Source organism: Pseudomonas sp. DR48, assembly GCF_019823085.1.
Lineage (GTDB): Bacteria > Pseudomonadota > Gammaproteobacteria > Pseudomonadales > Pseudomonadaceae > Aquipseudomonas.
Window position 1 is genome coordinate 5945272 of the sequence record NZ_CP081946.1, and the last position, 20850, is coordinate 5966121.

17 protein-coding genes are annotated in these 20850 nt (G+C 57.8%); 6 read left to right on the top strand and 11 right to left on the bottom strand.

Annotated elements, in window-relative coordinates; genetic code table 11:
* Window positions 1-98 precede the first annotated feature (98 nt).
* On the top strand, window positions 99-374 hold the full coding sequence (locus tag K5K95_RS26830; RefSeq protein WP_222586889.1) for a DUF1652 domain-containing protein: 276 nt from the start codon (window positions 99-101) through the stop codon (window positions 372-374).
* A gap of 55 nt (window positions 375-429) precedes the next feature.
* Here the strand turns inward: K5K95_RS26830 and K5K95_RS26835 are convergent, their stop codons facing one another.
* The gene (locus K5K95_RS26835; RefSeq protein ID WP_222586890.1) at window positions 430-2904 is read right to left on the bottom strand and encodes a UvrD-helicase domain-containing protein; all 2475 of its coding nucleotides are present in this window, start codon (window positions 2902-2904) and stop codon (window positions 430-432) included.
* 279 nt (window positions 2905-3183) lie between these two features.
* Here K5K95_RS26835 and K5K95_RS26840 point away from each other — a divergent pair, with 279 nt between their 5' ends.
* Window positions 3184-3879 (top strand): pirin family protein, encoded by a 696-nt coding sequence (locus K5K95_RS26840; RefSeq protein WP_222586891.1) that lies wholly within the window; start codon window positions 3184-3186, stop codon window positions 3877-3879.
* 154 nt (window positions 3880-4033) lie between these two features.
* Here K5K95_RS26840 and pgm read toward each other — a convergent pair whose 3' ends face one another.
* The 4 genes from pgm to K5K95_RS26860 all read right to left on the bottom strand — a co-directional run bounded on the left by pgm (window position 4034) and on the right by K5K95_RS26860 (window position 10339).
* Complete coding sequence (gene pgm / locus K5K95_RS26845; protein ID WP_222586892.1) at window positions 4034-5680, bottom strand: phosphoglucomutase (alpha-D-glucose-1,6-bisphosphate-dependent); 1647 nt, start codon at window positions 5678-5680, stop codon at window positions 4034-4036.
* A gap of 132 nt (window positions 5681-5812) precedes the next feature.
* Window positions 5813-7213 (bottom strand): PLP-dependent aminotransferase family protein, encoded by a 1401-nt coding sequence (locus tag K5K95_RS26850; RefSeq protein ID WP_222586893.1) that lies wholly within the window; start codon window positions 7211-7213, stop codon window positions 5813-5815.
* 67 nt (window positions 7214-7280) lie between these two features.
* A complete protein-coding gene (locus K5K95_RS26855) occupies window positions 7281-8759 on the bottom strand; it encodes a hypothetical protein (protein ID WP_222586894.1) in 1479 nt (492 codons plus the stop codon).
* A gap of 557 nt (window positions 8760-9316) precedes the next feature.
* Window positions 9317-10339: a zinc-dependent alcohol dehydrogenase family protein gene (locus tag K5K95_RS26860; protein WP_222586895.1), complete on the bottom strand. Its 1023-nt coding sequence runs from the start codon at window positions 10337-10339 to the stop codon at window positions 9317-9319.
* Between the two features lie 269 nt (window positions 10340-10608).
* On the opposite strand from K5K95_RS26860, the gene K5K95_RS26865 reads away from it, so the two are divergent.
* The 4 genes from K5K95_RS26865 to K5K95_RS26880 all read left to right on the top strand — a co-directional run bounded on the left by K5K95_RS26865 (window position 10609) and on the right by K5K95_RS26880 (window position 14936).
* Entirely contained in the window at window positions 10609-11523 is a 915-nt protein-coding gene (locus K5K95_RS26865) for a LysR family transcriptional regulator (RefSeq protein ID WP_090184215.1), read from the top strand.
* Between the two features lie 192 nt (window positions 11524-11715).
* A complete protein-coding gene (locus tag K5K95_RS26870; RefSeq protein WP_222586896.1) occupies window positions 11716-12099 on the top strand; it encodes a putative quinol monooxygenase in 384 nt (127 codons plus the stop codon).
* Between the two features lie 110 nt (window positions 12100-12209).
* Window positions 12210-12683: a (2Fe-2S)-binding protein gene (locus tag K5K95_RS26875; RefSeq protein WP_064677641.1), complete on the top strand. Its 474-nt coding sequence runs from the start codon at window positions 12210-12212 to the stop codon at window positions 12681-12683.
* A 12-nt stretch (window positions 12684-12695) separates the two neighbouring features.
* Entirely contained in the window at window positions 12696-14936 is a 2241-nt protein-coding gene (locus tag K5K95_RS26880; protein ID WP_222586897.1) for a xanthine dehydrogenase family protein molybdopterin-binding subunit, read from the top strand.
* A gap of 168 nt (window positions 14937-15104) precedes the next feature.
* Here the strand turns inward: K5K95_RS26880 and K5K95_RS26885 are convergent, their stop codons facing one another.
* The 6 genes from K5K95_RS26885 to K5K95_RS26910 form a co-directional block, all read right to left on the bottom strand.
* Window positions 15105-15983 (bottom strand): AraC family transcriptional regulator, encoded by an 879-nt coding sequence (locus K5K95_RS26885; protein ID WP_222590442.1) that lies wholly within the window; start codon window positions 15981-15983, stop codon window positions 15105-15107.
* A 55-nt stretch (window positions 15984-16038) separates the two neighbouring features.
* On the bottom strand, window positions 16039-17007 hold the full coding sequence (locus K5K95_RS26890) for an XdhC family protein (RefSeq protein WP_222586898.1): 969 nt from the start codon (window positions 17005-17007) through the stop codon (window positions 16039-16041).
* Between the two features lie 344 nt (window positions 17008-17351).
* Window positions 17352-17618: a hypothetical protein gene (locus tag K5K95_RS26895; protein WP_222586899.1), complete on the bottom strand. Its 267-nt coding sequence runs from the start codon at window positions 17616-17618 to the stop codon at window positions 17352-17354.
* A 573-nt stretch (window positions 17619-18191) separates the two neighbouring features.
* On the bottom strand, window positions 18192-18938 hold the full coding sequence (locus K5K95_RS26900; protein WP_222586900.1) for a YkgJ family cysteine cluster protein: 747 nt from the start codon (window positions 18936-18938) through the stop codon (window positions 18192-18194).
* Window positions 18939-19160: 222 nt separating this feature from the next.
* The gene (locus K5K95_RS26905; protein ID WP_222586901.1) at window positions 19161-19655 is read right to left on the bottom strand and encodes a heme-degrading domain-containing protein; all 495 of its coding nucleotides are present in this window, start codon (window positions 19653-19655) and stop codon (window positions 19161-19163) included.
* Window positions 19656-19699: 44 nt separating this feature from the next.
* Window positions 19700-20833, bottom strand: a complete 1134-nt coding sequence (locus K5K95_RS26910) for an NADH-dependent flavin oxidoreductase (protein ID WP_222586902.1) — start codon at window positions 20831-20833, stop codon at window positions 19700-19702.
* Window positions 20834-20850: the final 17 nt, after the last annotated feature.

The window sequence follows — 20850 nt, forward strand, 5'->3', positions numbered from 1 at the left end:
GGTGCTACTTTTAAAGGCAGTCACCGGTTGAGCCATTGAAGGTTCTTCCCTCCTAACATGAGCTAATGGAAGCGCTCGATGAAGAAGGCGGGCAACATATGAACAAAGGATCTTTCAGCAAAGTTACGTTTCCAAACGCCTGCCAGCTGATGCGCTGGCATTTTCATCCCATGGGGTTCGAGGCGAGCATGGATGCGCCGGGCAGCATGATCGCCCGTCTGTTCGACCGCGCCAGTGGCGAGACCATGATCGCCATTGCAGGCATTCCTTGCGCAACCGTCATGAATGCCGCGGATGTAGAGCGAATAATCGAAGCCGTCGAAGACGAGCTTGAGTCTTTCATTCCACCCGTGACCCTCAGAAGTTACGCCTGAAGGCCAAACCCATAAAAAAGCCCACATTATGTGGGCTTTTTTGTGCGCGACGGGGTCAGCCTTGGGTTTGCCCCTGACGATGATCCACGAAATACGGCTTGCCCTTGCCGATGCGGTCGGACGCCTTGGGCATGTTCGCAGCCTGAGTGTCCTGACCGTCGACATACCAATAGCAATGACTCACTGCACGCGTGATGCCCACGTAGGCCAGGCGTAAAATCTCGTCTTTCTGCGCGTTGTCATACGGCTCAGTGTCGCCTGCCTTGCCGAGGCCAGCCATGCGGTAGACCTGGTTCTTGTAAGGCGAAAGCGTCAGGTGCTGGCAATCTCCCAGCAGAAAAACCGCGTCCGCTTGAAGGCCCTTGGCACTGTGATAGGTCAGCTGCTTCAGTCGGCGTGCTTCGTACGGCAAGCTAGAATCAACATTAACTACTGACTTAATATGCTGTTCTATCATTAACTTATCGCTGCTTTTTCGATAAAGCATCAAGATTGAATCGCCCCGCCGATAGTGCTCGATCAGGCGCTGGGCCATGCCTTGATCGTCACGATCCAGGACATTCACCGGCAACACTGCCTTGGCTTCACCGCTCGCCTTTGCCTTTTTGCCTGCGATCGCCGGAGCTGCGCGGACGATGTGCTCGGCGGCATCGATGATGTGTTGATGGCTGCGATAGTTGTCGCTGAGCATGACCTTGGTGGTACTCGGCGACAGGAACTGCTTGTTGAACTCCATGAAATACGTCGGCGAACTGCCACGCCAACCATAAATGGACTGCCAGTCATCGCCGACACACAGCAGCGACGAATGCTGTGCACCGCGTCCGACGTGCATCGCCGGGCCGCGACTGCGGATTTCGGCCAGGCTGGCACGAATCCACGAGACAATCTGCGGCGAAACGTCCTGAAATTCGTCGATCATCAAATGCGACAAAGGCCTTAGCTGCTCATCGCTCAGCAGTTTCAGGTTTTCCGGCGAATGCTCGCTGAACAAGGCGAACATTCGGTTGTAGGTCATCACCGGTGGCTTTTGATCGAGCAGATGATCTTCCAGGGCACGCCAGAACAGGCTCAAGGCCTCGAAGAAAAACCGGTCCGGGTCGTCTTTGGCGAAGCTCATCTGAGCCACGGCGTTCGGCACGTCCAGGCCCAGGTTTTCGATAAACCCGGCGGTTGCAACAAAACAGTCCAGCAACGGCGCCGATCCGAGCTCGCCTTTAACCTTGTAGTCGAAGCCAGGCCCGGCGCTGGCGTCACCGGCCAAGGAGGCTAATACGCGCTTGGATGACTCATAACTATCAAGCCATATCAAAGGCTTACGGCAGAAAGCTTGAAACAGGGTGCGCTTAACCGCCCATTCCGCGCGGACCGTCAATTTGGCATTCGGACGGCTGAGCTGCGGATTTTCCCCGGAGTCGAACCCAAGCACCACCCAGGCGTCCAGGCTCGGGATGTAACCGTGGCAATGGAACGTTGAGCCATTGATGTCGAATGTCTGGCGATTCGGTTCGATACCCTTGATCGGCCACGCGCCAGCGCGAAACCAAAGGTCTTCGATTGTGTCGCACAGCTCTTCATCGCGCTTGGCAGCCAACTCGGTGACCGCCATGCGTTTCTGCACATCGGGGTGATCGCGTTCCAGTTCCTTGAGTTGCAAGGCATGCCGAGACAACGGCTTGATCAGTTCGCGAAAGCGCTCATCTCGAGTGTGCAGGCTGTGGAAACAGGCATTGAGCTGCTGGCGCTGAGCATCGTTGATTCGCAGGTCGAAAGGATTGCTGTCGACCTCTTCATCGCCGTTCTGCGGACGATTGCTGAGGTTCTCGAACGCTTGCAGGCGTTCGAAACCCGGCAGGCTGCGAACCATTGGCAGGATGCGCGAATGAAAGGTACGCACCAGGTCGCGCGCTTCTTTGAGGCTCAGCATCCGTCCCCAAAGGGCAAACAGCTCGATCAGCTTATTAATGAAGTCTTTGCGCGACTCACGGGTGAAGGTCACGACGGTCATCGAGCCCAGTTCGAAACCCAGGTAATGGGTCAGCAGCAAAATACGCAACACCAGCGTCGTTGACTTGCCCGCGCCCGCCCCGGCGATCACCGAGGTCGAAGGCGTATCACTGAAAATCATCTTCCACTGTGCGACGCTGGGTTGTGCATGCGGTGGCAGCAGACGAGCGACATCGGCCTTCATGCGCTTCTTCACGTCGGCGCTCAGTGGCAAGCGCCAATCATCGAACAGATTGTCATCGACGTTGGGCGGCCGGTGTTCGGTCGAGCGCGAATCGCGGATCAACAGTACTTGCCGACCTTCTTCCAGCCCGTCGAGCTTTCCTTCTTTATAGCCGTAATCCACCCCGGCGCTGTGCCCGCTGCGAAAACCGTCGGCTTGCCCGTGCAACCAGGAAGCCCGGTGCTGAGCGCGCAAACGGGTCAGGCCATGACCAAAGAATCGGGCGGCCAATCGTTTGAGCAGCGGCATCTCGGCCAATGGACGGAGTTCGGGAGGAAGATCGGGGGTGTGTTGCGGCACGCGGACTGACTCCAGGGTGTGAGGCTGTTGCGGTTATGGTGTCTGTATTTGCCGTTGAGTTCTAGTGAAATGCTTACAGGTCATTGGCTTATACGATGAAGTGAAGGCTGGATGAGACGATTTCGAGGTTATTAAACATCGATGAATCCGATCTTATTGAGGCACTTTTTACGCTTTTTATCGATTGGTGACTGATAGAAGATGCTCTCCATCAACCACCGGTTCTTGTTTCGTGGCTCAGGCGCTCTGCCCCATGACGAACCTTTTCAGGAGACGATCATGCTTGAACTCAGACCCTTCAAATCCCTGGGCGGCGCCCATCATGGCTGGTTGGATGCGCATCACCACTTTTCGTTCGCCGAGTACCACGACCCCAAACGCATGAACTGGGGCAACCTGCGGGTCTGGAACGACGACGTGATTGCCGCTGGCACCGGATTCCCGAAACACCCACACCGCGACATGGAAATCATCACCTACGTTCGTGAAGGGGCCATTACCCACGAAGACAACCTTGGCAACAAGGGGCGCACCGAAGCAGGTGACGTTCAGGTCATGAGCGCGGGCACCGGCATCGCCCACAGCGAATACAACCTGGAATCGAGCGAAACCAAGATCTTCCAGATCTGGATTATCCCCAATGAGTCCGGTCTGGCACCGTCCTGGGGCGCAAGGCCTTTTCCGAAAGGCCAGCGCGAAGGATTCGTGACGCTGGCCAGTGGCAAGGCCGGTGATGATCAGAGCCTGCGCATTCGCGCCGATGCACGGTTGGTGGCAGCGAACCTTAAAGCCGGTGAAACCGCCGAATATCGCCTGGACGGAGGCCGTCGCGCTTACCTGGTTCCCGCCACAGGGGTCATTGAAGTCAATGGCTTGCGTGCACAAGCTCGAGACGGTATCGCAGTAGCCGATGAGCAGGTGTTGCGCGTCACCGCGATCGAGGACAGTGAAATCGTTTTGGTGGACCTGGCTTGAGGCAGTAAACGTCGGGCAAAAAAAGGGGCGACCGTATGGTCGCCCTTTTTTATGATTACTGGTGACTGTACCGACGCCATCGCGGGCAAGCCCGCTCCCACAGGGTTATATGCAATCCATGTGGGAGCGGGCTTGCCCGCGATGGGGTTTGCGTTTATTTCGCAGAAATCGCGCCGTCTACCAGCGTTTGAGCTTCTGCGACCAACTGCTTGAGGTGGTCATCACTCACAAAGCTTTCGGCGTAGATTTTGTAGATGTCTTCGGTCCCGGAAGGACGCGCCGCGAACCAGCCGTTCTCGGTCATGACTTTCAAGCCGCCAATGGCCTGGTCGTTGCCCGGGGCGTGACTGAGGATGCTCTGGATAGCTTCGCCGGCCAGCTGAGTCGAGGTAACTTGATCAGGCGACAGCTTGCTCAGCAAGGCTTTCTGCTCAGGGTTGGCCTTGGCATCGACGCGCACCGAGAACGGCTCGCCGAGCTCGTCGGTCAACGCACGGTAAGCCTGGCTTGGGTCGCGGCCGGTACGAGCGGTCATTTCTGCAGCCAGCAGGGCCGGAATCAAGCCGTCCTTGTCGGTGCTCCAGACGCCGCCGTCCTTGCGCAGGAACGATGCGCCGGCACTTTCTTCGCCGCCAAAGCCCAGAGAACCGTCAAACAGACCGTCGGCAAACCATTTGAAGCCGACCGGCACTTCGTACAGGCGCCGTCCCAGACGTTTGGCCACGCGATCGATCAAGCCGCTGCTGACCACGGTTTTACCCACGGCAGCGTCGGCGCGCCAGTGCGGACGGTTCTGGAACAGGTAATCGATGGATACCGCGAGGTAGCTGTTCGGCGCGAGCAAACCACCGGACGGCGTCACGATGCCATGACGGTCGTGGTCCGGATCGCAGGCAAACGCAACATCAAAGCGCTCTTTGAGACCGATCAGGCCTTGCATGGCGTGGCTGGAGGAAGGGTCCATGCGGATCTGTCCGTCCCAGTCGACAGTCATGAAGCGGAACGTCGGATCGACCTGTTTGTTGACCACATCCAGGTCCAGACGGTAATGCTCGGCAATCGCCGACCAGTAGCGCACCCCTGCTCCACCCAGCGGATCGACACCCAGACGCAGCTTCGCATCACGGATGGCGTCGAAATCGATCACGTTGATCAGGTCGGCGACATAGGTGTTGAGGTAGTCGTGGCGGTGCGTGGTGCTGGCTTTGAGGGCCTGTTCGTAGCTGATGCGTTTGACGCCGGCCAGCTTGTTGGTCAGCAGCTCATTGGCCTTGGCTTCGATCCACTTGGTGATGTGGGTATCGGCCGGTCCACCGTTGGTGGGGTTGTATTTGTAGCCACCGCTTTGCGGCGGGTTGTGGGACGGCGTGATGACGATGCCGTCCGCCAGGCCGGAAGTACGGCCACGGTTGTAGCAAAGAATGGCGTGGGAAATCGCCGGGGTCGGCGTGTACTCATCGCCTTCGGCGATCATCACGGTAACACCGTTCGCCGCCAGCACTTCCAGGGCGCTGACACCGGCCGGCGTGGACAGTGCATGAGTATCGATACCGACGAACAACGGGCCATCGATGCCTTGGGCTTCACGGTACAGGCAGATCGCCTGGCTGATCGCCAAAACGTGCCATTCGTTGAAACTCAGGTCGAACGAGCTGCCCCGGTGGCCGGACGTGCCGAAGGCAACGCGCTGGGTAGAAATGGAGGCATCAGGCTGGCCGGTGTAATAGGCCGTTACCAGTCGCGGGATGTCGACCAACAATTCTGCCGGTGCCGGTTTGCCCGCAAAAGGACTGATTGTCATGCAAAACCTCTGGAATAGAGTGGTTCAGGAATAGGAACGCAGTTTACTGGCAGTTTGACCGCAGCGCGACGTTATCGATCCCATGCATGATGTTATCCATCTCTGCAGGCCAGGAACGGCTCGCGGCTTGGCTCAATCGATCGATTCCAGACGCAAGGCGTCGCCCAGCAGGCCCATTGCCGCCGCGAGGTCGTGGTCGCCACCAAAGGTATGACTCAATCGCAAGTGCTGTGTGTGCAGGCCCTGGAGACTGAACAATTCACCCGGCGCGATCACCACCTGATGGTTGAGCAGGCGCTGGAACACCCGACGAACATCAACCGGGCGCAATGACCGGACCCACACGGTTGCCCCGCCCTGAGGCTCGACGAAGTGCAACGCATCACCCAAGCGCTCTTGCAGCAGCTGGGTCATTTGCACCTTGCGGTCCTTGAGCATCCTGCGCAGCACCACCAAGTGCTGATCGATGCGTCCATTGCCGTACAGACGTGCGATGGCTTTCTGGCGGATCGGCGACAGGCGGAACGCACGCAGCAAAAAATGCCGTTGCAGCTCGGCATGCAGTTGGCGCGAGAGTAAATAGCCATATGGTGCCTCAGGCCCGATGATTTTTTCGAAAGTGGAAAACACGATGAGTCGATCCGGGTCCAGTAAATCGCGAAACCGCTGGCCGTCGGGCTCGAATTCGAGCTCGCCATGGCTGTCGTTCTCCAACACCCAGCTGCCATGACGCTCCAGCAACAGGGCGGTTGACTGCCGGTTATTGTGGGAAGCAATGCTGCCACGCGGCATGTTGAGGCCAGATGAAAGCATGACCAGCCGAACCGGTTCGGTCTCCAGCAGTTGCTTTAGCTGCTCCAGATCCAGACTGCCATTGGCTTGCAACGGCAGCTCGATGACTTGAACCTCGGCGTCCTGAAGCAGGCGCAGAATTGCCCAGTCACAGGGCGACTCGACCACGACAATGGCTTCTTTCAGGCAAAGCACGGTGATCAGTATTTCCAGTACGCCACGTAAATCGGCGCCGATATAGACATCGTCGGCGTGCCAGCAACGCGCCGGAGATGAGGTGTAGCGTGCCGCAATGGCGGCGCGCAGTTCCAGTTCACCGCAGGGTTGTGACACCGGTTGCGGCTGACGTGGATACTGGCGCAACAGTTCTCGCTCGAGCAGCAACAGCGGGCTGTCCAGGGGTTGCAGCAGAGCCGGCTCATCGGCGCTCAACACCAGCATTCCCGGGCGCCTGGCGTTCACGTAAAGCGTTTCGAGCAGGTCATTGCCACTGCTGAGCGGGCGGACGGACGACACCGGCAACGCGTAGTAACCGGATTTGGCGATCGAGTACACGCGCCCTTCCTTTTCCAGCAGCGAGTAGGCGTACTGGATGGTCGAAATCGATACGCCAAGACGGTCCGCCAATTGCCGCAACGAAGGAAGACGGACACGCGTGTCGCTGACTGGCTCGCTGATCAGGTTCGTCAGGTAGCGGTACACCGCCTGGTAAGCGAAGTCGGTTTCTCGCGGCCCCTTCATGGGAAATGGCCGAGCACGGTACGCGCAGCGCGACGCCCCGGCGTGAAAGCTGTCAAGCCAGGCACTTTCAACGGCCCGTTGACCGTTCGACGGGCACCGAGCCGTCAGCGTCAATATCCGGTCTCATTGCGTGCGAGACCGCAGGATTTTCTTCCACGTCGGTTACAGCGGCGACTGGCCCCATGCGGTAAAGCGTCGCGATCAGGCTGACGGGCAAGCCGCTGACGTCGACCATCCATTGCAGCACTTGCTCGGGGGCCGGGTTGCCCTGCATCGCTCGGTGCAGATCAGGCAAGGCGACGAGCATGCCGGGGTGGCACTGGCGCAGGAAACGTTCAAGCGAGGCGCCCTTATCGACAAAGGGCGCGAACAGCAAACACACCAGCTGAGATTCACTCAATCCAAGGCTTTTTTGCGCCTCGACCGAGGCCAATGCACGTTGCTCGACCGTTGCCGCCGGGTTGCCAAGCCTTTCCATGACCTGCTCGCAAAAGCGCTCCGGCATCTGTTTGCGGCGCATCAGGACCAATGTCCGTTGCACGTACTCGGCAACGCCGGTTTCGTAGCTGCGGCCTTGAACGAAGCCACTCTGCAACCCGCGCAGGTGCGCGCAAATCGTCAGGCTGACGTATTCGTTATCGCTGAGATGAACCGCGAGTTCGTCAGGCTGGAACCTGAGGAAATCGGTAAGCAGCGGCCAACGCTCTTCCAGGTTACTGACCAGCATGTCGTGAATGTCGATGAACGTTGTACGACGGCACGCCTCAAAACGCTCCGCTGGACGCCATGCGGCTTGTACACCTTGCGGGTAAAACTCGCGGTAGTAATCGCCACCCAATTCATCGAGCCGGGAGAACAGCTCTTCGAAGCCTGTTTCAGGAGGGAGCGATGCCTTCAGTCCCGCCTTTACCGCCGCGCGGTTCAAGCCTTCCAGGAACTGCTTTTGTTGGCGAGGCGTATCACTGCTGATCAGTGCGTCGACGCCTCGGTCCCAACGGGCAATCTGCCCGTAAAATTCGCCGGTCGCCAGATAGCCGTCGTCCCATAGATCGAGCGGTCCGTTGCTGTCACGGCGATGACCCACCATCAATAGATTGATGCGATTGGACTCGCGACCAGCGTCGGAAATCGGCGCAAGGTGATTGAACGGCAGGACCTCACGGTTATCGACCATCAGCATTTCGACCCGGGGGTCGTCATAGAGAAACAACGCGCTGCAACTGCGATGGATGTTTTCAAGGGCCGTGGCGCTGGCCCCGTTCGAGCGCAATGTCGCCACTCTCAACTGGAATGTCGCCGGTGCCCGGCCGGCAATGCTCAATTGCGCCGCACGCAGCAGCGCCAGGGTGTAACAACTGTCTCGGGTCCCGGACTGGACCGCCAACACCTTGTAATCTCCGATGCGCTCCATGCCGCCCGCGGCGACCACCAGGCGTTGAATCATAAGTTGCAAGGCGGTGCGTTCGGCACGTGAAAAGAAACTCAGCAACCGCTGCAATACTTGCTGATAAACATAGTTCATTGCCTGATCATGGGTATGGGTCATCGTTGTTTACCTGTTACTCATAGATTCAATGTCACGCAAACAACTCTATGCAGTGCGCAATCGGTTGCCTGGAATGATTAGAGTGTTTTGCTGGATATCAAATGCTAACACTTAGTTTTTAGTAATTATTTGAAATGATATCGCGATGCAGGAAGCCATTTTGGCGAGACTTTGCAGCAAAGCCCCGCAGCACAGGCATCTTGCCCCTGCATGGGAGATCCTAGGAAATGTCCCACAGCGTCCCACAGACTAGTAGCACGATAAATAAAGAAAGAAGTCACCCTTGGTTTTTCGCCAACTGATCGATAGGGCATTATTTGTCGAGTTTGTATTGCCGGAGCGCGCTGAGAAGTACCTGTTCGATACCTGGACATGGCTCATTCCTTGAGATGAAAGTAATCATTCAATTATCGGGGCTTACATGATGATTAGAAGATACAGATTGAGAGCAAAAACCAGTTCAGTTGCTGAACGGCCCCATCACTGATTGAAGGGTGTCTCAGGGTGTCGGTGGGGAAATGCAAAAGTCCGTGCAAGCACGGACTTTTTCAGGAGTGTTACGCAGGTTCGACCTGGAGGGCGACCCGTTCGCGGCATGGACACTCGTCCATGTAGCGGTGTGCCTCGACAAACTCGGAAAACGGAAAGACCCGAGTCTTGAGTGGCAGCAGCACGCCATCAGCGGTCATCTGGTTGATGTCGCGCAAGGCACGTTGCAGCGCGACCTGATCCTGGATGATGCCCAGTTCCGGCTTGCCGGTGAAGTTGCCGATGCAGTGCACGAAGAACTGAATGTTTTTCTGGAACGCCGCACAGGCCGGGAATGGCGTCTGATTACCGCCTTGCAGGCCATACAACACCAGGCTGCCACGCGGTGCGAGCACATCGCCAAGCAGCGACATCTGCGGACCGCCAAGGCCATCGAACACGACGTCCACACCACGGTTGTCAGTGATTTTGTTGATCCGCATGAGCAGATCTTCTTCTTCAGTGACGATGACTTTTTCGGCACCCAGCGACAGCAGGTATTCACGTTCCTCAGCCGTTTTGGTAGCGGCGATCACTCGCACACCCAACGCCTTGCCCAACTGTACAAAGGACGGACCGGCGCAGTGACTGGCGTCAGTCACCAAGGCGAATTGCCCGGGTTTTACCCGTGCCAGATCGGCATAGGCGAAGTAGGCAATCAACAGCGGCGTGTAATGCACGCTGGCCTGGATCGGGCTGAGCACGTCCGGGTAGCGGGTCAGTGCCGAGCGTGGCAGAACGATCTGCTCGCCGTAGACCGGATAGTCGTTGGGGCTTTCAGCCGGGAAGCTGGCGACTTTGTCACCGACTGCCAGGTCATCGACGCCCTCGCCGACTGCCGTCACGATACCTGCCATTTCATGGCCAAGGCCCGAAGGCAGACGAGCGTGGGATGAGGCCAGGTTCTGGCGCCAGAGAATGTCGTACCAGCTGATGCCAATCGCCTCGACGCGCACCTGCACTTCGCCCGGAGCAGGGAGAGCGGCCGCATGCTCTTCGCATTTGAGCACCTCGGCTGGACCAAACTTGTGAAAACGGATCGTGCGGGACATCGCAAACCTCGTCAAAGAAACCTCTAATGCCCTGAACTCTATCTGGGCTTTCTACCCAAGACCATCAGTGGCTATTAATAGTCGACATGCCTGTCATTGATTCCGCAGCGACGGCGACATTCGCAAATGCCATGAAAACCGAAGCGGCCTTTCTTGGAAAAACTGAATTACTCGGTGCAGAGTAGCAGCCTTTACCCTTAATATTCATGCCGGCCATTGTTCTCATATGGCTGCTCTCGTCAAGCTTGATGACTCTGCCAGGACTCCAGATGAATCGTAATGACCTGCGTCGTGTCGACCTGAACCTGTTGATCGTTTTTGAAACATTGATGCATGAACGCAGTGTGACCCGTGCTGCGGAGAAATTGTTCCTTGGTCAGCCGGCCATCAGCGCAGCACTCTCGCGTCTGCGTGGGCTGTTCGATGATCCATTGTTTGTGCGTACCGGCCGCAGCATGGAGCCTTCGGCCCGTGCGGTGGAGATCTTCGCCCTGCTCTCCCCGGCCCTGGATTCGATTTCCACCGCGGTCAGCCGTGCGGCGGAGTTCGATCCTGCGACCAGCACGGCGGTGTTCCGCATCGGGCTGTCGGACGATGTCGAGTTCGCCCTGCTGCCGATGCTGCTCAAGCGCCTGCGCGCCGAATCGCCGGGGATCGTACTGGTGGTGCGTCGGGCCAACTACATCCTGATGCCGAGCCTGCTCGCCTCGGGCGAAATTTCCATCGGCGTCAGCTACACCGCCGACCTCCCGGCCAACGCCAAGCGCAAAGTGTTGCGTCGCAGCCTGCCCAAGCTGTTGCGGGCCGACACGGTGCCAGGGCCATTGAGCCTGGACGATTTCTGCGCGCGACCGCACGCACTGGTGTCATTCGCCGGCGACCTGAGCGGCTTTATCGATGAAGAACTGGAAAAGCTCGGACGCAAACGTCATGTGGTGCTCGCGGTCCCGCAGTTCAATGGACTCAGCACGCTCATCAGCGGAACCGACATCGTCGCGACCGTGCCGGACTACACCGCTGAAGCGTTGACGGCCGCCGGTGGTGTGCGGGCGGAAGACCCACCGCTACCGGTGCGCAGCTTTGAGTTGCACATGGCCTGGCGCGGGTCGCAGGACAATGACCCGGGTGAGCGCTGGTTGCGGTCGCGGATTCAGATGTTTTTTGGCGACCCTGAGAGTCTTTAGGCGTGGTCTGGCAGGCTGTTCGGCTGATCATTTCTGCCTTTCCACAAACCATGGAGCTCCATTCACTTCCAGTGGATTGCTACATTGGGGGCACATCTGAGGGCATGCATTGGATGGTTTGAAAAGGATGCCCCCAGGGCTTGCTCAACGTCCCGAGAATGCCACATTAGTAGCTATCTGGAATAAATGCACATGTCGGTCCTGCGTATAGCTGTTGTAGTTGGATGCATTTGGGTAGGTTCGGTCTTGGCAGCGGAGCCGACCGAAAAAGTCGTGCGGATTGCACAACTCGTGATAGACCCTGCTCAATTGGCGACTTACCAAACGGCGGTCAAGGAGGAAATAGCTGACTCTGTTCGCCTTGAGCCAGGCGTGCTCGCGATTTATTCGGTGGCGGAACAGGACCACCCGAACCGCCTTCACTTCTTCGAAATCTATGCAAACGAAGCGGCCTACAAAAGCCACATCGCATCTGCCCATTTTCAGAAATACGTGAATACGACAAAGTCGATGATCGTGTCCAGTACGCTTATCGAAACCGACCCGGTGCAACTCAGCGCACAGCAAGGTCAATGATTGGGCAATTATTTGCTCGGATTGTGCAATCAGGCCCGCAGGCACAGCTCTATAGTTAGCCGTTATTAAGAGCAAGCTGCTGCTCACACATTCCGGAGAGCTGTCCTATCATGAGCGTCCTCACCATCAATGGCCGTGAATACACGGTTGACGTAGATCCCAGCACCCCCATTCTCTGGACCCTGCGTGACACCTTGGGGATGACCGGCACTAAGTTTGGCTGCGGCGCGGCGCTGTGCGGCGCCTGCACTGTTCACCTGGATGGTCAGGCCATTCGATCCTGTGTGACGCCAATAGCAGCGGCCGAGGGTCGCAAGATCACCACCATCGAAGCGGCGACAAATGGCAGCGACCCGGTCGGTGCTGCCGTGCATGAGGCTTGGGTCAAGCACGACGTGGCGCAATGTGGCTACTGCCAGAGCGGTCAAATCATGAGCGCGACGGCTTTTCTAAAAGTCCAACCCAAAGGCAAGCAACCCACCGCTGCCGAGATCGATTCAGCCATGGCGGGCAATATTTGCCGCTGCGGTACCTACGCCCGTATTCGCGCGGCGGTGGCGGATGCCGCTAAAGTCCTTGCCTGACCGGAGCTCACCATGCTGAACGACATCTTTTCCCAAGAGCTTCCGCGTTCCCTGCAACACCTACTCGAACGCGACCAAGCCGACGGTGCCTTCACACTTCCACGCCGCAGTTTCCTCAAAATCGTCGGGATTGGCGGCCTGGCTCTGGGTGCCTTTCCGCACTTGGCGCTGGCGCAGGAAGCCACTGGCGGTGACGCTGCGCTGCTCAAACCGAGTCAGCAACCCTCTGCATTCGTGCAGATCGACTCCAGCGGACAGGTCACTGTAACGATCAACCGGCTGGAGTTCGGTCAGGGCGTTCAGACCGGACTGCCGATGATTCTCGCTGAGGAACTCGATGCCGACTGGAGTCTCGTGCGTAGCCGCAACGGCAATAACAACACGGCCTACCAGGACCCGGTCTTCGGCATGCACCTCACCGGCGGCTCCAATTCGATCAAAAACAGCTACACCCAGTACCGCGAACTGGGTGCGCGCGCTCGGGCCATGCTGCTCGCGGCAGCGGCCGCACGCTGGAACGTGGAGGTCACGCGCCTTAGCACTCAAGCGGGCATGGTGCTTGGCCCGGCAGGCCTTAAAGCGAGTTACGGGGAACTGGCAGAGGCTGCGATGGCCTTGCCCGTGCCCGACAAGGTCACGCTCAAGGATCCCAGGGATTTCCGCATCATTGGCCAGGCCACTACGCGCATCGATGCCAAGGCCAAGAGCAGTGGCCAGCAGGATTTCGGCATCGACATGCACTTGCCCGGACAGCTCACTGCCGTTGTTGCGCGCCCACCGGTGTTCGGTGCAAAAATCGCCTCCCTGGATGACAGCGCCGCACGCGCAATTAAGGGGGTAAAAGCCGCGTTGCGAGTACCTCTGGACGGCGGCGCCGAAGGTGTCGCGGTGATTGCCGATGGCTACTGGCAGGCGAAGCTTGGACGCGACGCATTGAAGCTGCAATGGGACCTGGCCACCGTCGAGAAGGTAGACAGCGAACAGCAACTGATCCAGTACCGGGCGTTAGCGGGTCAACCGGGCTTGGTCCACTTTGACGCCGACATGGCACCGCTTGCTACAGCCAAGCATCAATTGGAGACAGAGTTCGTATTTCCCTACCTGGCTCATGCGCCCATGGAACCGCTGAACTGCACCGTGCAGATTTCCGATAAGGGCGCACAACTGTGGGTTGGCACTCAGTTTCCGGGGGGTGACAGTGCCGCAGCGGCCAAGGTACTGAATCTGAAACCCGAGTACATTCAAATCAACGTGCAAACGGCCGGCGGTGGTTTTGGCCGGCGTGGCGTGCCCACCAGTGATTTCATCGTGCAGGCGTGTGAAGTCGCTAAAGCCGCACGGTCAGTTGGGCTGAATGTTCCCATACGGACTCTCTGGAGCCGCGAAGACGATATCAAGGGCGGCTATTACCGCCCCATGCACCTGCATCGCGCGCGTATAGGCTTTGACGACAGCGGCACGGTGGTGGCGTGGGACCATGTCTTGATCGGGCAATCGATCCTTACCGACACGATGTTTGGAGGCCAGATTAAGAACGGCATTGACCCGACGGCGACAGAAGGCATGCGTGACCCTTATCCCCTACCGATGCGGCTGACAGTCCACCATCCCAAGCTCAACGTACCCGTGCTGTGGTGGCGCAGCGTGGGCTCTACCCACACGGCCTTTGTGATGGAGACATTGCTCGACGAGATTGCGCGAACGACGAAGCAAGACCCGGTGGCATACCGAATGAAGCTGTTTGGCGAGCAAAGCCCGCGCCATCGCGAAGCGCTGCAATTAGCGGTGGACAAGAGCGGGTATGGCAAACGTCAACTGTCTGCCGGACACGCGTGGGGCGTTGCGGTCCATGAGTGTTTCAGTTCGGTAGTGGCTTATGTGGTGGAAGCCTCAGTGCAGAACGGTCGCCCGGTGCTGCACCACGTGACCGCCGGTGTCCATTGCAACCTGGTCGTCAACCCACGCAGCGTTGAGGCCCAAGTGCAAGGCGCCGCGCTGATGGGCTTGTCGATGTGTTTGCCAGGCAATGCCATCACCCTGAAAGACGGCGTCGTGCAGCAAAGCAACTTTGCAGACTTCAGCGTTCCGCGCATCACCGACATGCCCGAGTTCGCGGTCCATATAGTGCCAAGCGCCGAACCGCCCACCGGCATGGGCGAGCCTGGCTTGCCGGCACTGGCCCCCGCTTTTGCAAACGCCATAGCCAGTCTGACGGGTAAGCCAATACGCGAGCTGCCTTTCAAGCTGGGATAAATCGAGGATGCCAGCCCCCCGTCAACGTCACCCAGCGGTTCGAGGTGGGGGCGTTGGCCGGGAGAAATGAGGGGGGTTATGTGCCTGCCAGTGGATACGTGCGAGGGAGCCGAACAGGACGCTGCAAACGTCCTGGTTAGAGGCTCCTCTCACACGCCACTGATTCCGTCACATGCGAATCCGTTTGATATCGCGCTGAGGTGGCTCACCAAACAGACGACTGTATTCGCGGCCGAACTGCGATGAGCTTTCATACCCCACCAGCCCGCCCGCACTGCTTGCATCGATATTCTGGCTGAGCATCAACTGTCGAGCTGCTTGTAGCCGTAACTGCTTCTGATACTGCAGCGGGCTCATCCCGGTCACGGCCCGAAAGTGTTGGCGAAACGTGGAAGGACTCATATGCGCTTGTGCCGCCAGATCATCCATGCGCAACGTCTGACGGAAATTAACTTTGAGCCAGGCTAATGTCTTGGCAATTTGCTGACTGGGTGAACCGGCGGCAATGACATGCAGCAACTGCGGGCCATGGGTTCCGTTTAACAGCCGGGCAATGATCTCTTCCTTGATCAGCGGAGCGAGGGTCTCAATCCAGTGGGGCTCTTTGAGCAGGTCCACCAAGCGCCTCAGCGCATCCAGCACCCCCACATCCAAAGGCTGTACGGTCACGGGACGAAACGCGTCATCTCGCATACGCTGCGATAACCGCATGCGCTCGGCGACCTGCGTCACGGTGGTGCTGTCGAGTGCCAGCATCATGCCGAGGAATGGCTTGAGCACGCTGGCTTGAGTGACATGGGAAGTGACCGGGAGATCGACACTGGTCACCATCGACTCGCCGGGCGTATAGGGGAGTACTTCACTGCCGACGATCACCTGCTTGCCGCCTTGCAAGGTCACGCCAATTCCCAGGCCGTAGATACAGTGCATGGGCGCCGTAACGGCTTTACGCCGATGCAGGCTCAGACCGGGAATGTCGGTAATGCGGTCGCCGTCGCCAGGAACCAACTGGCTGACCGATTTAGCGAGACGCGTGATATCAGTCATGACTTGGTCGTGTGACAAATCGGTATTCACATTCAACTCCCCAAAAAAACCAGACTTAGAGATAGTCACGGCTGACGCCGTTACTCACCCGAACAATGTCGGCCATGACCGCAAGTGCGATCTCTGCCGGGGTCTTGCTTCCCAGTTTGAGTCCGATCGGCGCATGGATGCGATCAAGCGCATCGTCGTCCAGCCCGCCGATTCGTCTGACCCTTTCCAAGCGCTTTTCACTGGTGCGCCGGGAGCCCATGGCGCCGATATAAAATGCGGGTGTCCTGACGGCTTCGAGCAAGGTCAGGTCGTCAAGTCGAGGATCATGAGTCAAGGCGACAATAGCCGTCGCTGCATGGCATCCGCCTTGGGAAATATAGCTGGCGGGCATCACCTTCATTAACTTTACTTGTGGCATGGCAAACGTTGAAGTCAGTTCTTCGCGCGGGTCACACACGATCACTTCATAGCCCAGGGAGCATGCAAAACTGGCACAGAACTCGGCCACCGGTGAGAGGCCTGCGACCAGCAGGCGCCGGGCTGCCCCCACGAGAATGCGCACTTGATCAATGTCTACAGCGACAGTGGCGTCGACACTCACACCGACCTCAATGTGTCGACGGCAAGTTCCAAGGGCGATATGGCGAACCAACAGATGCTGCCCCTGCAGCGCGCGCAGCAACACCGCGAAGTGCTCCTGCGCAGCGCAATCGGGTTCGAATTTTTCTACCAGGACATCCAGAACCCCGCCGCAAGGCAACGCCCGCGACGGTGGCAGTCCACTCTCGCCATAACGAACAATCTGGTTGAAGTCGTCAAACTCATGTCGACCAAGCCGTTGCAGAAAGTCGTCTTCCACGCATCCACCCGACAGCGAGCCACAGAACGCACCGGACGATAACGCGACCAACATAGACCCAGGGCCACGCGGCGCAGAGCCAAAGGTTGCCAGGACCGTACACAACCACACTTGATGGCCTTGCTCGATCCACTTGAGGGCTTGCTGAATGACCTGCACGTCAAGATTTTGCATGGTGGGTCTCAAACCGATACTTCAACCGAGGACCAACGCCTTTTAGGCGGACGGAAGATCGACCTCAGTATGGGTCTTCGAATCTGGCGATAATTGCCTGATCAAACGACAATATTGCCTATTTTGATTAAAGACTTGGAGGTAGCGCGCTTGCAACCCTATGTTTCAGCAATTTCAACTGCTCAAACTGATGAAGGGCATTTCCGCATTCGGTGATGTGCACGAATAACCACCCGCAAATGCCCTGCCCGTCAGTATCAGGCACCGCCAGCCAAAGGCGTGATCCTCACGGTTGCGGCACGTGCTCGCTCACCGATCATGGGATCCAGGGACACCCCTGAAAATCATTCGTGTTGCTTACGTCGACAGCGCTGCGCTTGCACCTGCGCGACGACATTGAAGGAGCTGAAGAGCAGCGCTTTGGCCGACGGTTGGCCCACCATGTGAAACAGATCGAGCTCCAGGCGTTGCGCCCTCTCCAGCGCTTGCTCCCCGTGTTCTCTGGAGGACCACAGAAGCTGCATGAGCGCGCGATCGCCTTCGTCACTCACCTGCACGCACGCGCTGATGAACCCTGGACATGAGCAGGTAAAGCGTTCAATACGGCTCATCAACGACGCCACCAACTCCCGCATGTGGATGGGGTCGACGGTAAATTCAACGACGTGACTGAACCCGCAGTTTCGGCTTGACCAGGTCATGAAGGCTCTCCAAAAAAGTTATCGTACGGTCGACGTGCACTTTCAGTGCTTACCGAGGGGGGCGACCGAGCGCGCATCGGCAAACACCGCAAAGCGCTACGCGGGAGTACACGGCACATCGACACTTCCAGTTTTCAAACGCATGTGAACAAGCGGTTGAATACGCTGCGCGGGGGCTCGCAATGCCCGGATCGAGCGCTGCCTGGAATGACCAGCGGGGATTTGCCGGCAAGGATCGTGCGAAACCAACCAGGTCCAGGCGTCCTTTAATGTGCGGGGAGCCAGAAGAGAGGCCATTTGAGGTCCTTCATCGTTGATCAGCATGACCTCAGTATGCTGCGCCAACGAACCTCACTTCTTGCCCGATCAACGCGATTGATTGCTTGATTCAACGCTTATCAAGCAGCATCAATCCCGCAGACCTAGATATTTCTATATATTTCAGAAATGAAAGCTGCCCGAATCAATCAGAACGCCTGACACCTACAGCACATGAAAAATGTAGTCAGTTGGCAGCTGGTCATCAAACGCCAAGCCCACCTGATGAAGCTGCTGGCGCAACGCCGGAGCATCGACGCGGACCTTCCAGTTGGAACGAGCAGGCCCCACTTTTCCAGCATCGTAGCGGGCAATCGCCTCGGCGAGCTGCAGGCGATCTGGCAAGTACACCGCCAGCGCATTTCCTTTCCATGCAGCCACGTTCAACCCCAAGGTTTCACACAGCGCAATTTTTGCCTGCGCATCCTCTCTGTCAGCCTGGCGGGAGCGTTCAATCTGATCAGCAAGAACCGGATCAACGATCCGATCTGTAAACAACGCTTCACCCTCCTCCCAGACTTCGGGCGGGCAAATCTTGTTTTCCGGATCAAGGGCAATGAACGGATTGATCTCCGCCGGGTATATACGGCACACCAGCGGCCGCTCTTCGTAGATACCGCAACGACCGTCATCGCCGAGACTTTGGCATTGCACCAGCGCATTGCCCGCAAACACTGCAACGACCCGCACATGGGCGTTACCGCAAGGCACCTCGACTGCGCGTCCTGCGGCGTGGGCAAACTGTTGCGGCCCAGCAGTCCAGATGGATTGCTCAAACGCCTCCAGTATGATCGCGACCTCATGCCCTCTTTCCAGCCACTGCCTTGTCTCGTTCAACGTCAGTGGAACCAACCGCCCCTTGCAGCAGATCCCGCAGCCATTGCACGCAAACCGGATGCTGTTGTTTTGCATATCGCTACTCGCCTGTATGTTCGACTTTCCACAGAAACACCCGCCACCTGCCTACAGCGCAGGCAGGTCTTGAGGCACCTTGGGAGTATGTGAAATGCAGAGCGGTTGTGTTTGCTCGATCGAGTGGCATCTTTGCTCGATTCAAGCGATCTCAAATACGGGAGATTGAGGAGCGGCGGGAGCTACTCGTCGAGTTGTCTGGGCCTCCACACTGACGTCGATTCAGAACGCTACTTCAGACGGGGCAATCCCACACATTTCAGCGAGCACTTGCACCACTAAAATGTGGTCGTCGCGTTGTGGCAAGCCGGACACCGTCACAACGCCGACACAGCCGCACCCTTTGACCTGGATAGGAAAGCTGCCCCCGTGGCAGGCGTAGTCGCGTGACGGCAAGCCCATCAGCGCCTCCAGAGGCTGCCCCTCCTCTTCACACGACAAGCCCACGCCATAGGAACTTTTACCCATCATCTCGACAACGTTTCTTTTACGCCGCGCCCAATCAGCATTGCTTGCAGCAGTACCCGGCATGGCGTAAAAAAATACGGTTTCACGGGCAAGCCTGATCTCGATGGCCGTGGCCACCGCGGCTTTCTCACAGGTTATCTTGAGACGCTCGCCCAATGCCCAGGCCGAGTTTTTATCGAACGTCTCAAATTGAAGAACGTGTTCCTGCAGCGCAATGCGCAGAATATCTCGCTGCCTATCCGTAGCCATATGCGGATTGCCTTTCTCAGGGCGGGGCTGCGGCCAAATCTACGTTACGGTGCGCCCTGGAGCTTGAACCAACCCGTGGTGGCCTCGATTACGCCCCACAGTTTTGGCGGGATCGCGATCTGCGAAACGCGTGCCGGGTTCAGCGCCGTTTGAATCTGATCGTCGTGGCCTTTTTCTGCCAGTTCCACCCAGTCAGGATTTATGACAAGGCCCTGTCCAACCGCAACAAGCGACAGTCCGAGTTCAAGCGCTTCCTGAGCTTGGCGGGGCGTCCTGATCTGCCCGGCGGCGATCACTGGAATGCGTCCGTCCACATGATCCAGAATCACCTTCGCCGTAGTCTGGTCGCCCTGTTCGTCGACAGGCACCGTTTCCAGAACGCTCCCAAGGGAGACGTGGAGATAGTCGATACCGCTTTCGATCAGTCCATCGACAAGCACACAGGTGTCGTCGATGCGCAATCCATTTTCGCCAGATTCATCTGGCGAAATGCGATAGCCGAACAGGAACGGTCGATCAGCGTGTGCCTTGATGACTCGATGAACCTCATGCACAACCGCCAATGGAAAACGCAGACGGTTCTCGAGTGAGCCGCCCCACTCGTCATCGCGCTGGTTGAACTTCGGAGAGAAGAAATTCTGGATCAGAAATCCATGGGCGCCATGCAGTTCTATACCATCAAATCCTGCCTCGATGGCACGACGCGTCGCCTCACCAAACGCCTGGATAACGTCGTGGATTTCTTCCTTGGTCATTGCGCGCGGGGTAGCGGAAACGCTGAACGGTCCTGCGTCAATACTCACTGCACTGGCGCTGACAACGTCCGGCACCAACTCCAAAACGGCCTTGTTACCTGCGTGGAACAACTGCAGCACTGCCGTTGCACCACCGCTCTTCGCGGCCTTGGCCAATCGCTTGAGACTGGGAACGAATGTATCGTCGAACGCTGCAAATTCGTCGGTGAATCCAATACCGTTGGCGAGCACGTGCGTGCAACCGGTGATCACCAGACCGACACCGTTTACCCGACGCTGGTAGTAAGCAATTTCCTCGTCGGAAACAGTACCGTCCGCGTTGCCGGCCCACGTTGTCATGGGGGCCATCGCCACGCGATTGCGCAACTCGATTCCGTTTTCGAACACAAACGGCTCGAACACCTTACGCGTAACCTGATTCATTTGAGTACCTGATACAA